Here is a 12,031-nt window from a genome sequence, read left to right as displayed (position 1 = left end):
GGCTCCAGTAGCAGAATCGAACTCACATCCGGGACAGCCCCAATCAAAGTCTCGCTGTGGGTCGAGCTTATTACTTGGCGAAGGAAACTTCCCTTTTTCCGCAATCGTAGAACTCGATCGATCATCAATGGGATATGAGCGGTAATTGCATCGTTGAGTGAAAGTTCCGGTTCTTCCAAGAGCAACAGGCCATCACCTTCCTGCAAGGCCCAAAGGAAGCCGATGAGTCTCAATGTTCCATCTGAGAACTGATCTTCGCGCTGCCACGAACCATGCACTCGCCAATGCTTGAAGTTCGCCTTCAAGTGCGGTGCTCCGGTAGCTTGATCCTGTTCGAAATGGAGCTCCGAAAATTGTGGAACCGCCACCTCCAAGGCTTTCTGAATCCGCTTCAGTCGAGACTCTCGAGTCTTGTTGGGCGTGCGCGCAATGCGCTGTAGCAGCCCTTGGCCAAAGGGGTCGTTCTCGACAATTCGGCCACTGATTTCGTCGCTATGTTTCAATAATTGCGGAACCAAATGAAGATAAATGGTGGCTGCGAAGTGCGCAACAAGTTCGCGAAACTCCGAGTTCTCATTGATCTGCTCAAGGTGGGTCTGGGTAAGCCTAGCAGAATCCCTTTTATCATCCGAGTTGGGGCGTGTGAAAAGCTTGCTACCGCTTTTGAAAACAGCCTCCTCCTGAATAAGAACACGCTGAAGCCCCTTCCCCTCCGACTTGAAGGCAAGCACATAGCTCCATGCGGGCACTTCGTCATCGGGATCATCCGTAACATCCACTTCGATTCTGACTTCGGGATCTGTCCGAGCATGAAGGCTTCGTAGCTTGCTTAGCCCTCCGCGGTCTTTCAGTGCCTTCTGCAGCCCTCCCCCTTCACTCTGGGCGATTGTCCGGAGGAACCGAAACACATCAAGTAGGTTTGATTTACCAGAGGCATTCGCACCGATAACATACCCGCGCGGTCCGAGTTCGACGTCGACATCCCGAAAATTTCGCCAGTTTTTCAGCTTCAAGCGTGTGATCAGCATTTGGGGATCGCCTCGTCTTTATTCGATACGTCTGATCATCGCGCCAACGACTTCAACGCAAGCTTGATGCCCTCGCTCACGCCCACGTCCTTCGGCAGGGCTTTCAGCGCTGCGGAGGCTTCCTTGTCGCTGTAGCCGAGGGCGACGAGCGCCTGCAGGATGTCGGCCTGGTCGTCGCTGGCCGCGGCCGCGCCGTCGGCGCCGATGTCCGCGCCGAACTTGCCCTTGAGTTCGAGCAGCAGGCGCTCGGCGGTCTTCTTGCCGATGCCCGGGACTTTCACCAGCCGGCTCGCGTCCTGCGCGGTCACCGCCTGCGCGATGTCGCCCACGCTCATGCCCGAGAGCACCGACAACGCGGTGCGCGGGCCAACGCCGGAAATCTTGATGAGCTGACGAAACGCCTCGCGCTCCGCGGCCGTGCCGAAGCCGAACAGGATCTGCGCGTCTTCCCGCACCACGAAGTGCGTGAGCAGCGACACCTTCTCGCCCACGCCGGGGAGGTTGTAGAACGTGCTCATGGGCACGTCGACCTCGTAGCCGACGCCATGGCAATCCACCAGCACCTGGGGCGGGTTCCGGTCGCTCAAAATCCCGTTCAATCTGCCTATCATTGCCTTCCCGCTGGCTTCGTTCCGTCCTCGACAGGATTATCGGCTTGATTCTCAAACACGACTTCGCGCCCCTCAACAACACCCGCCTCGGCCACCTGTGCGGTCCCATGGACGAACACCTGCGCACCATCGAGCAGGCGCTGCAGGTGAAGATATCCCATCGGCAGGAGCACTTCCGCGTCGAAGGGGCGAAGGCCAAGGCGGGCCGCGCACTCGACGTGCTGATGTCGATGTACGAGATGGCGGGCCGCGCGATTCCGCGCGATCGCGTGCAGCTGATGGTCGCGGGCGACGCGCCCCTCGCCGAGGATGACGCGGACGGCTCGCAGGTGCTGCACACGCGGCGCACCGACCTGAAGGCGCGCACGCCGAACCAGTCGGTCTATCTCGACAACATCGCCAACCACGACATCACTTTCGGCATCGGCCCCGCGGGCACCGGCAAGACCTACCTCGCGGTCGCCTGCGCCGTCGATGCGCTGGAGCGCAGCGCGGTACAGCGCATCGTGCTCACGCGGCCCGCCGTCGAAGCGGGCGAGAAGCTGGGCTTCCTGCCCGGCGATCTGACGCAGAAGGTCGACCCGTATCTGCGACCCCTCTACGACGCGCTGTACGACCTGATGGGCTTCGAGCGCGTGACCAAGGCCTTCGAGCGCAATGCGCTGGAAATCGCGCCGCTCGCCTTCATGCGCGGCCGCACGCTGAACAACGCCTTCGTGATCCTCGACGAAGCGCAGAACACGACGCCGGAGCAGATGAAGATGTTCCTCACGCGCATCGGCTTCGGCAGCAAGTGCGTGGTGACGGGCGATGTGAGCCAGATCGACCTCGCCAGGGGGCAACCCTCGGGACTGATCGATGCCGAACGGGTGCTGCGCCGGGTGAAAGGCATCGCGCACACGCACTTCACGAGCGCGGACGTGGTGCGGCATCCGCTCGTGGCGCGCATCGTCGATGCCTACGACGCGGCGCGGTCCAAGGACAAGTGAGCATGGCGGCACCCGGCACGAGGCTCGATCTCTCATTGCAGTTCGGCGAATTTCCGGGCATCCAGATGCACCGCGCACTGCTGAGCCGCGCAAAAGTCGGGCGCTGGGTCGACGCCGCATTGCGAGCGCCCGGCGAAATCGGGATCCGCATCGTCGGGGAGGACGAAGGCCGCGCGCTCAACCGGGACTATCGCCGCAAGGACTACGCGACCAACGTCCTCACCTTCGACTACACGCGGACGCCGGTGGTCACCGCCGACCTCGTGCTGTGCGCGCCGGTCGTCGAGCGCGAGGCCGCCGAGCAAGGCAAGACGCTCGAGGCGCACTATGCGCATCTGCTCGTCCACGGCACGCTCCATGCGCAGGGTTACGACCACGAAACGGGCGACGCGGACGCCCTGGAGATGGAAGCCGCCGAGATCCTGATCCTGGCAAGCCTGGGATTCGGCAACCCCTACTGAACGCGCATCGGTATCGTGACGGGCCCGTCGTTCACGAGCCGCACCTTCATGTCGGCCGCGAATTCGCCGGTCTGCACGACCGGGTGCGCGGCGCGCGCGCGAGCGACGAAGTAGTCGTAGAGACGCCGCCCCTCGTCGGGCGGCGCGGCATTCGTGAAGCTCGGACGGTTGCCGCCGCTCGTGTCGGCGGCCAGCGTGAACTGGCTCACGAGCAGGAGTCCGCCGCCCATGTCCTGCACGCTGCGGTTCATCTTGCCGGCGTCGCCGGAGAAGATGCGCAGCTTGAGAAGCTTCGCCAGCAGCTTGTCCGCCTGGGCTTCGCCATCCCCGCGCTCCGCGCAGACGAGCACGAGCAGGCCCGGCCCGATCTGTCCGATCACCTCGCCCGAGACGGTCACGCTCGCTTCGCTCACGCGTTGCGCCACGGCCAGCATCAGATCAGGTCCCGTTCGTCCTCGAAATGCGCCTCGACGTTGGTCGGCAGCAGTTCGATGGTTGCGCGCAATCCCGGCACCGCGCTCATCAAGGCCTGCTCGACGCTGGTTCGCAAGGCCGCGGCGCGGCCGAGCGTCCAGCCCGCGGGCATGTGCATGTGCAGGTGGACGAAGCGGCGGCTGCCCGACCGCCGGGAGGAGATGTGGTCGAAGCGGATGGTCGGGTGCTCGAAGACCGTCAGGGTCTCGCGGATCGCGTCCATCACCTCGCGCTCCACGCGCTTGTCCATCAGCCCCTGCGATGAACGCCAGACGAGGCTCGCGCCTTCGCGCAGGATATTGAGCGCGACCGCGAAGGCCACCGCCGGATCGAGCCAGTGCCAGCCCGACGCGGCCACCAGGCCGATGCCGACGACGACGCCGGCCGAGGTCCAGACATCGGTGATCAGGTGGCGCGCGTCGGCTTCGAGCGCCATCGATCGATTCGCCTGGGCCGACTGCAGCATCGCCCAGGCGAGCGCGCCATTGATCGCCGAACTCGCGACGGACAAGGCAAGGCCCAGGCCGACGTCCTCCAGCCCCTGCGGCGCGAGGAAGCGCGGCGCCGCCGCCCACATGATCGCGAGCGCGGCCACGATGATGGCCAGGCCCTCGAATCCGGAGGAGAAGTATTCAGCCTTGTGGTGCCCGTGCGGATGGTCCTCGTCCGCGGGCCGCGCCGCGATACGGACCATCACGAGGGCGAAGATGGCGCTGGCAAGATTGACCAGCGACTCCATCGCGTCGGAGAGCAGCCCGACCGAGCCGGTGACCCACCAGGCGAGGGTCTTGAGGCCGATCGTGAGCACGGCCACGGCGATCGACGCGCGCAGCAGCAGTTCGGGGTTCAGGCGTTTCGCGGAATCGGCCAGCGACATCGGTGTATTGTCGCGCTGCGCGTGCCTGGACAGATCGCCTCACGCTTCAATTCAAGGTCACGCGCGCGAACCGACGCTTGCCCACCTGGACGACGTACGTGCCGCGCTCCAGTTTCAGGGCCTTGTCGCCGATCACGGACGAGTCCACGCGAACCCCGCCCGCATCGATGAGGCGGTTCGCCTCGCTGGTGGACGGCGCCAGCCCGGCCTGCTTCAGCAACTGTGCGATGCCCAGCGGAGCGCCGGTCACGGCGACGTCGGGGATCTCGTCGGGCACGCCGCCCCGGCTGCGGTTCACGAAGTCCTGCTCCGCCGCCTCCGCCGCGGCTGTGCCATGAAATCGCGCCGCGATTTCCTTGCCCAGCATGACCTTCGCATCCCGCGGGTTGCGCCCGCCCTCGACTTCCGCGCGCAGCGCCGCGATCTCGGCCTCGGTGCGGAAGCTCAGGAGCGTATACCAGCGCCACATCAGGGTGTCGGAGATCGACATAACCTTGGCGAACATCGTGTTCGCGTTCTCCGTGATGCCGATGTAGTTGTTCTTGCTCTTGGACATCTTCTCGACGCCGTCGAGCCCTTCGAGCAGCGGCATCGTGAGGATGCACTGCGGCTCCTGCCCATACTCCTGCTGCAGGTGGCGGCCCATGAGCAGGTTGAACTTCTGGTCGGTGCCGCCGAGCTCCAGGTCGCTCTTCAGGGCCACCGAGTCGTAGCCCTGCATCAGCGGGTACAGGAATTCGTGGACCGAGATGGAGGTGCCGGCCTTGAACCGCTCGTGGAAGTCGTTGCGCTCCATCATCCGCGCCACCGTGTACTTCGCCGCAAGCTGGATCATGCCGCGTGCGCCGAGCGGATCGCTCCATTCGCTGTTGAAGCGCAGCTCGGTCTTTTCCGGGTCCAGCACCTTGAACGCCTGCGCCTTGTAGGTCTCGGCATTCGACTCGATCTGCTCCCGCGTCAGCGGCGGACGGGTCGTGTTTCGGCCGGACGGGTCGCCGATCATCGTCGTGAAGTCGCCGATCAGGAAGATGACGGTGTGGCCCAGGTCTTGCAACTGCCGCATCTTGTTGAGGACGACGGTGTGTCCCACATGGATGTCCGGCGCGGTGGGATCGAGGCCGAGCTTGATGCGAAGCGGCTTGCCGGTCGCCTCCGCGCGGGCCAGCTTCTTCAACCATTCGTCGGCTGGCAGCAGTTCCTCGGCCCCCCGCAGCGTGACCGCCAGCGCCGCGCGAACGCGGTCGGTCACGGGAAAGTCATTTGTAACAGAGGCTTGATTCATAAGGATTTTTTTTGACTGCCGAGCTGAACCCGTGGCTATACTTGCGCTCGCCGATTCTAGTTGCGGCAGTTTTTCGCCGAAGGTCGTCAGCCCTTCGTCTCATGTTCGCGTAGGGGATCTTCTCCTAGGCTTGTAGGACGAACCATCCATCCCGGAGATGCGCAGTTGAACAACGGTTTATGGACGACGACGCGGCGCCTCGTGGAGCGCACGGCGCACGCGCTCGAGCATCATCCTAAACACGTCACGGCACTCGTCGCGGCGCTGCTGCTGTGCGGCGGCGGCGGGGCCTTCGCCGTGGCATCGCTGGGTCCCGCACCGGAGATCCCCCCGCCCCTGCGGCAGGTCGTCGAGACGGTCGAACCCGCGACGCCCCTCGCCTCGCAGGTCGAGGCGCTCGACGCGTTCCGCTTCGCTCTCTTTCGCACCGACACCGTGCGCGGCAGCGACACGGTCGAATCCCTCCTGGCCCGGCTCGGCGTCAACGATCCCGCCGCCGCGTCCTTCCTGCGCACCGACAACATCTTCCGCACCTGGCTCCTCGGCCGGCCCGGCCAGACGATCACGGCGGAAGCGTCGGACGATCATTCGCTGCTGAAGCTCGTCGCGCGCTGGGCGACCGACGAGCGCAGCTTCCAGCGCGTGGTGATCTCGCGCGACGCGCAGGGCAAGTTCGCGGCGCGCATGGAAACCGGGGCGCTCGTCGCCTCGCAGCGCGTCGGCAGCGGCGTGGTGCGCCAGACGCTGTTCGGCGCGGTCGACGAAGCCGGCATTCCCGAGGCGGTGACGATGCAGCTGGTCGAGATGTTTTCGGGCGCGATCGATTTCCACCGCGGCCTGAAGAAAGGCGATCGTTTCAGCGTCGTCTACGAAACGCTCGAGGGCGACGGCGAGGCGCTGCGCACCGGGCGGGTCGTCTCCGCCGAATACGTGAACAACGGCCGGGCTCATCAGGGCGTGTGGTTCGAGACCCCCGGCATGCCGGGCCGGTACTACGACCTCAACGGCCAGAACCTCGACCGCGCCTACCTTGCGTCGCCGGTCGCGATCTCGCGCATCACGAGCGGTTTCGCGATGCGATTCCATCCCGTGCATCACATGTGGAAGAAGCACATGGGCGTGGATTACGGCGGCCCCATCGGCACGCCGGTGCGCACGATCGGCGACGGCGTCGTCCAGTTCGCGGGCGTGCAGGGCGGCTACGGCAACGTCATCACCATCTCCCATGGCGACGGCGACCACACGCTGTATGCGCACCTGAGCCGCATCGACGTGCGGGTGGGCCAGAAAGTCGCTCGCGGCCAGCACATCGGCGCCATCGGCGCGACGGGCATCGTGACGGGCCCGCACCTGCACTTCGAATTCCGCGAGAACGGTGTCCACAAGGATCCGTTGCAGGCCATGCGCCAGAGCCAAGGCGTGGCCCTCACGGCGCAGGCGCGCGCGGACTTCGACAAGCTGGCGAGCACGATGCGCTCGCACCTCGCCACCGTTTCGGCAGTGTCGCTGGTCGCCTCGGCCCGCTGAGCCCTCGGGCGCCTGCATGGGGCTAACATGAGCCCCATGCCCGAACTCTTCATCGGCCTCATGTCCGGCACGTCGCTCGACGGCGTCGACGGCGTGCTGGCCGATTTCGCTTCCGCATCCGCCAACGTGCTCGCGCACGCGAGCGCGCCCTTCCCGGCGGAGCTGCGCTCGGAGCTCCTCGCGCTCAACACGTCCGGCGGCGACGAATTGCATCGCGCCGCGCTCGCGTCCAATGACCTCGCTCGCGTCTATGCCAGCGTCGTCGAGCAATTGCTCCTGCACTCGCACATCTCGCCCGCGCAGGTCGAGGCCATCGGCGCCCACGGGCAGACGGTGCGCCACCGCCCGGGCATGTTCGACGGCACCGGCTACACGCTCCAGCTCAACCAGCCCGCGCTGCTGGCGGAGCTCACCGGCATCTCGGTGGCCTGCGATTTCCGCAGCCGCGACGTCGCCGCGGGCGGTCAGGGTGCGCCGCTCGCGCCGTTCTTCCATCGGGACGCTTTCGCGACGGGCGGACAAAACGTCGGCGTGCTGAACATCGGCGGCATCTCCAACCTGACGGTGCTTCGCGCCGACGGCGGCCTGCTCGGCTTCGACTGCGGGCCGGGGAATGCGTTGATGGATTTCTGGTGCCATCTGCACACGGGTGCGCCCTTCGACGACGCAGGCGCCTGGGCCGCGTCGGGCCACGTCGTGCGGCCGCTGTTGCAGGCGATGCGGGGCGAGCCGTTCTTCGCGCTGCCGCCGCCCAAGAGCACGGGACGCGACCTGTTCAACCGCCCCTGGCTCGAGCAGCACCTTCTCGCCGCCGTCGCCGCCCGCGCGCGTGACGTGCAGGCCACCCTCGCGGAGTTGACCGCGCTGGCATGCGCCCACGATGCCGCCCGCTACGACCTCGCGCGATTGATCGTCTGCGGCGGCGGCGCGCTCAACACCCATTTGATGAACCGGCTGGCGGACTTGCTGCCCGGAGTCGCCGTCGTCGCCAGCGACGACGCCGGCGTACCGCCGCTTCAGGTCGAAGCGCTCGCCTTTGCCTGGCTCGCGCGCAAGGCCGTGCGCCGCGAGAAGCTGGAGCTCACAACGACAACGGGCGCCCGAGGCGCCCGTGTGCTGGGTGCGATCTACCCGGCGTGAACCGGGGCCGCTTTCGAATTCGTCAGGCCGAGAAGCTCGAGCCGCAACCGCAGGTGGTGGTCGCGTTCGGGTTCTTGATCACGAACTGCGCGCCCTGGAGATCTTCCTTGTAGTCGATCTCGGCCCCCACGAGGTACTGGTAGCTCATGGCATCGATGAGCAGGGACACGCCATTCTTGGTCATGACCGTGTCGTCCTCGTTCGCGATCTCGTCGAACGTGAAGCCGTACTGGAAGCCGGAGCATCCGCCACCCTGCACGAACACGCGCAGCTTGAGTTCGGGATTGCCCTCCTCGGCGATCAGGTCGGCCACCTTGGCTGCCGCGCTGTCGGTGAAGACCAGCGGATCGGGCATCTGCGCCTGCGAGGCGGTGGAGGTGGTTTCGGCAACTGCGGTCATGGGAATCTCCGTCGGCTAGTCTCGCATGGTACGCGACCATGGCCGCGAACATGCTTCAGTGGTTGTTTGCCGCCAATTTGAGTGTGGGCTTTTCTTCGCCCGCGAGCAGCGGCTTCAGCTGTCCGGAGATGGTGGCGCCCTGGTGCATCTCGAGCGCGCGGTAGGACACGTCGCCCTCGATCTGCGCCTTCGGCTGCAGTTCGAGCAGTTCGCGTGCATGGACCGGGCCGCGGACCGTTCCGTTGATGATCACGTGATCGGCATGGATTTCGCCCTGAACCACCGCCGCCTCGGAGATCACGAGCAGGCTCGACTGTTCCGGGTTGGCGCGGACGTCGCCGAAGATTTCACCGTCGACCCGCAGACCTTCGGTGAACTTGATGTCGCCCTCGATGCGGCTGCCGATGGCAATGAGGCTCTTGATGGGGGGCTGGGCTTTCTTGCCGAACATGTCTTGTTTCTCCACAACTGTCGAATCGAAGAAGTCTGATGCCCTACAGGGTAACGGTTTGGACCGCTCTTGTGGCCGCTCCCTCCAGCAGTTTTGCGGAAACATTCCTGACGACGGCCTGCGGCGGCAGGTCGAGCATGCCTTCGACGCGGCGGTACTGCCGGAACTGCAGAGCCATCGGCCCGCCCGGCAGCGTCATGCTCCAGGGCTTGCCGTTGAGGGCGCCGGAGACGGTGAGCTCGAGCTTGCCCCGGAATTCCGGGGCGTCCTTGACGGGCTGGATCACGAGCACCTGCCATTTGACCTGCGTGCCGGCGAGAACTTCCGCCTGCAGGCCCCGGATGGCGACGCCTTCCGCGCCGCCGGCGGGGATCAGCTTCTCGAAGAAGCCCAGGTCGTCGCGCAGCGCCCGGTTTTCGGATTCCAGCGTCTTGATCTGCGCCGTGAGTTTTTCCTGCGCCGCCTTCTCGGCCGTGAGCAGGCTGGCGGAGGTGTTGAAGATCGACTGCGCCTTGTCGCGCTCCTCGCGCAGCTTGGCCATGTCGGCGCGCAGCTGCACCAGCTCTTCCTTGGCGCCGCTGTCGAGGCCGGCGATTTCCTTGCCGAATTCGAACGCCCAGAGCGCGATGGCGCCACAGAAGCCGAGAACGATCGCGACCACCGCCCAGCGCAGCGGCCAGGGCATGGCACTGCGCACCGCCATGCGGGGCGCGCTGATCGTGAGGCGGCGCCTCAGGAGCTTGAGTCTCATGGGTCGGTGCGTCGCAACGAAAAAAGCCGCAGCAAGTTGCGAACTTGTGCGGCTTTCCTTTCGCGGCAGTGACGAAGGCTTAGCGCTTCGAGAACTGCTTGCGGCGGCGGGCGGAGTGGAGGCCGACCTTCTTGCGTTCCACTTCGCGGGCGTCACGCGTGACGAACCCGGCTTGCGAGAGGGCGGGCTTGAGCGTGCCGTCCCAGTCGATCAGGGCGCGGGTGATGCCGTGGCGCACGGCGCCGGCCTGGCCCGACTCGCCGCCACCGCGGACGTTGACCTGGATGTCGAACGTCTCGGCGTGGTTGGTCAGCATCAGGGGCTGCTTCGCGATCATGATCGAGGTCTGGCGGCCGAAGAACTCGGCGATGTCCTTGCCATTGACCGTGATCGTGCCGGAGCCCTTTTTCAGAAACACGCGGGCGACGCTGCTCTTGCGGCGGCCGGTGCCATTGTTCCATTCACCAATCATCGTGGGCTCCTCAGATTTCCAGCGGCTGGGGTTGCTGGGCGGTGTGCGGGTGCTCGCCGCCGCCGTACACCTTGAGCTTCTTGATCATGGCGTAGCCGAGGGGACCCTTGGGCAGCATGCCCTTGACGGCCTTCTCGAGCGCGCGACCGGGGTGCCGGTTCTGCATGTCGCGGAAGTTGGTTTCGCGGATGCCGCCGGGGTAGCCCGTGTGGCGGTAGTACATCTTGTTGAGCTCTTTCGAGCCCGTCACGCGCAGCTTGCTGGCGTTGATGACGACGATGAAGTCGCCGGTGTCGACGTGAGGCGTGTAAATGGCCTTGTGCTTGCCGCGCAGTCGGAGGGCAGCTTCGCTGGCTACCCGGCCGAGCACCTTGTCGGTGGCGTCAATCACAAACCACTCGTGCTTCACGTCAGCGGGCTTGGCGCTGACAGTGGTAGACATGAGATTTCCTGGTTTGGCGCGTCCTATTCCACGGTCGGCGTCCCTCTGGTGGGGACCTCTTAGGTGGGGTGCGCCTTCGGCGCATCGGCGCACCCGTCAGGGCGCCTCCGAATTCGCGAGCGGGACGACATAAGCGCTGCGAAGCCCGCCATTATATGAGAATGGGGGATGTTCAGCTACCGCCACGGCTTCCATGCCGGCAACCACGCCGACGTCCTGAAGCACACGGTGCTCATCGCCGTCGTGAAGCACCTCACCGCGAAGCCCACGGCGCTCGCGGTCATCGACACCCACGCGGGCGCGGGCCTGTACCGGCTCGACGACGATTTCGCCCACACCTCGGGCGAGGCCGACGAAGGCATCCGCAAGCTCCTTGCGCTCGCCGAGCCGACGCCGCTCGTGCAGGATTATCTCGACCTCGTGCGCAGCTTCAACCGGGAGGGCAAGGCAGTGCGCGTCTATCCCGGCTCCCCTTTCGTCACTCAGGCGTTGCTGAGGCAGCAGGCGCGCGACAAGCTCCACCTGTTCGAGCTCCACCCGACCGACAGCAAATCGCTCGAGTCGCATGTGGAGCAACTGGAGGCGGGTCGCCAGGTCCACGTGCAGCGAGCGGATGGATTCGAGGGACTCAAGGCCTTGCTGCCGCCGCCTTCGCGGCGCGGGCTCGTGCTGATCGACCCGAGCTACGAGCTGAAGAACGACTACGGCAAGGTCGCCGCTTGCCTGCAGGACAGCCTGAGGCGCTTTTCGACCGGGACGTACATGGTCTGGTATCCGGTCATTCCGCGCCCGGAGGCGCACGAACTGCCCCGCCGGCTGAAGACGCTGGCCAACCAGGCCGGAAAGTCCTGGCTCCACGCGACGCTGGCCATCGGCCAGTCCGAGGAGAAGCCGGTGCCGGGCGAGCCCGCCAAGCGTCCGGGCCTGACGGCGAGCGGGGTCTTCATCGTCAACCCCCCGCACACGCTGAAGGCGGGCCTGCAGCTTTCGCTGCCGCAACTGGTGGACGTGCTGGGACGCGGACGCGGCAAGGGCCACGTCCTCGAAAGCGGCGGGCGCTGAATCGGCGGCGGCCCCGCCGATCGCCCGGCCATCCGCAATTAACCGACCGGGCGGTCGGTTAAAA

Annotated in this window: 15 protein-coding genes; 5 read left to right on the top strand and 10 right to left on the bottom strand. The window is 65.7% G+C overall.

The genetic code is table 11. The features are described 5' to 3' along the window. Together AB7E83_RS17335 and ruvA are read right to left on the bottom strand one after the other, a co-directional pair. Positions 1–1,028 (bottom strand): AAA family ATPase (locus AB7E83_RS17335; protein ID WP_428571655.1); only part of this gene is annotated, 1,028 nt, incomplete at its 3' end. A 35-nt stretch (positions 1,029–1,063) separates the two neighbouring features. Continuing rightward, the gene (gene ruvA, locus AB7E83_RS17330) at positions 1,064–1,639 is read right to left on the bottom strand and encodes a Holliday junction branch migration protein RuvA (RefSeq protein ID WP_428571653.1); all 576 of its coding nucleotides are present in this window, start codon (positions 1,637–1,639) and stop codon (positions 1,064–1,066) included. A gap of 44 nt (positions 1,640–1,683) precedes the next feature. On the opposite strand from ruvA, the gene AB7E83_RS17325 reads away from it, so the two are divergent. Together AB7E83_RS17325 and ybeY are read left to right on the top strand one after the other, a co-directional pair. Continuing rightward, positions 1,684–2,628 carry a PhoH family protein gene (locus AB7E83_RS17325; RefSeq protein WP_428571651.1) on the top strand — a complete coding sequence of 315 codons (945 nt, stop codon included), beginning with the start codon at positions 1,684–1,686 and terminating at the stop codon, positions 2,626–2,628. 2 nt (positions 2,629–2,630) lie between these two features. Next, entirely contained in the window at positions 2,631–3,089 is a 459-nt protein-coding gene (gene ybeY, locus AB7E83_RS17320; RefSeq protein WP_428571649.1) for an rRNA maturation RNase YbeY, read from the top strand. On the opposite strand, the gene dtd is transcribed toward ybeY, so the two are convergent. Genes dtd through tyrS form a run of 3 tightly spaced genes read right to left on the bottom strand, consistent with a single transcriptional unit; the run spans position 3,083 to position 5,722 of the window. Next, complete coding sequence (gene dtd / locus AB7E83_RS17315) at positions 3,083–3,523, bottom strand: D-aminoacyl-tRNA deacylase (protein ID WP_428571647.1); 441 nt, start codon at positions 3,521–3,523, stop codon at positions 3,083–3,085. The genes ybeY and dtd overlap by 7 nt on opposite strands. Continuing rightward, the gene (locus AB7E83_RS17310; protein WP_428571645.1) at positions 3,523–4,440 is read right to left on the bottom strand and encodes a cation diffusion facilitator family transporter; all 918 of its coding nucleotides are present in this window, start codon (positions 4,438–4,440) and stop codon (positions 3,523–3,525) included. Before AB7E83_RS17310 ends, dtd begins: the two co-directional genes overlap by 1 nt. Positions 4,441–4,486: 46 nt before the next feature. Beyond that, complete coding sequence (gene tyrS / locus AB7E83_RS17305; protein WP_428571644.1) at positions 4,487–5,722, bottom strand: tyrosine--tRNA ligase; 1,236 nt, start codon at positions 5,720–5,722, stop codon at positions 4,487–4,489. A 165-nt stretch (positions 5,723–5,887) separates the two neighbouring features. Here tyrS and AB7E83_RS17300 point away from each other — a divergent pair, with 165 nt between their 5' ends. After that, positions 5,888–7,249, top strand: coding sequence for a peptidoglycan DD-metalloendopeptidase family protein (locus AB7E83_RS17300; protein ID WP_428571642.1), 1,362 nt, complete (start codon positions 5,888–5,890; stop codon positions 7,247–7,249). Between the two features lie 27 nt (positions 7,250–7,276). Further along, complete coding sequence (locus AB7E83_RS17295) at positions 7,277–8,389, top strand: anhydro-N-acetylmuramic acid kinase (protein ID WP_428571640.1); 1,113 nt, start codon at positions 7,277–7,279, stop codon at positions 8,387–8,389. Between the two features lie 22 nt (positions 8,390–8,411). Here AB7E83_RS17295 and erpA read toward each other — a convergent pair whose 3' ends face one another. The 5 genes from erpA to rplM form a co-directional block, all read right to left on the bottom strand. Further along, positions 8,412–8,789, bottom strand: coding sequence for an iron-sulfur cluster insertion protein ErpA (gene erpA, locus AB7E83_RS17290; protein ID WP_428571638.1), 378 nt, complete (start codon positions 8,787–8,789; stop codon positions 8,412–8,414). Between the two features lie 55 nt (positions 8,790–8,844). Next, a complete protein-coding gene (locus AB7E83_RS17285; RefSeq protein ID WP_428571636.1) occupies positions 8,845–9,240 on the bottom strand; it encodes a bactofilin family protein in 396 nt (131 codons plus the stop codon). A gap of 43 nt (positions 9,241–9,283) precedes the next feature. Beyond that, positions 9,284–9,991, bottom strand: coding sequence for a DUF6776 family protein (locus AB7E83_RS17280; protein WP_428571634.1), 708 nt, complete (start codon positions 9,989–9,991; stop codon positions 9,284–9,286). Positions 9,992–10,070: 79 nt separating this feature from the next. Beyond that, the gene (gene rpsI, locus AB7E83_RS17275; protein WP_428571632.1) at positions 10,071–10,463 is read right to left on the bottom strand and encodes a 30S ribosomal protein S9; all 393 of its coding nucleotides are present in this window, start codon (positions 10,461–10,463) and stop codon (positions 10,071–10,073) included. Between the two features lie 10 nt (positions 10,464–10,473). Next, positions 10,474–10,905 (bottom strand): 50S ribosomal protein L13, encoded by a 432-nt coding sequence (gene rplM / locus AB7E83_RS17270; protein ID WP_428571630.1) that lies wholly within the window; start codon positions 10,903–10,905, stop codon positions 10,474–10,476. Positions 10,906–11,073: 168 nt separating this feature from the next. Between rplM and AB7E83_RS17265 the strand changes: the two genes are divergently transcribed. Next, positions 11,074–11,967 (top strand): 23S rRNA (adenine(2030)-N(6))-methyltransferase RlmJ, encoded by an 894-nt coding sequence (locus AB7E83_RS17265; RefSeq protein ID WP_428571628.1) that lies wholly within the window; start codon positions 11,074–11,076, stop codon positions 11,965–11,967. Positions 11,968–12,031: the final 64 nt, after the last annotated feature.

The sequence above is a fragment of the Ramlibacter sp. genome, from assembly GCF_050250995.1.
Classification (GTDB): domain Bacteria; phylum Pseudomonadota; class Gammaproteobacteria; order Burkholderiales; family Burkholderiaceae_C; genus Ramlibacter.
This window is presented reverse-complemented; position numbering and strand designations above follow the sequence as displayed.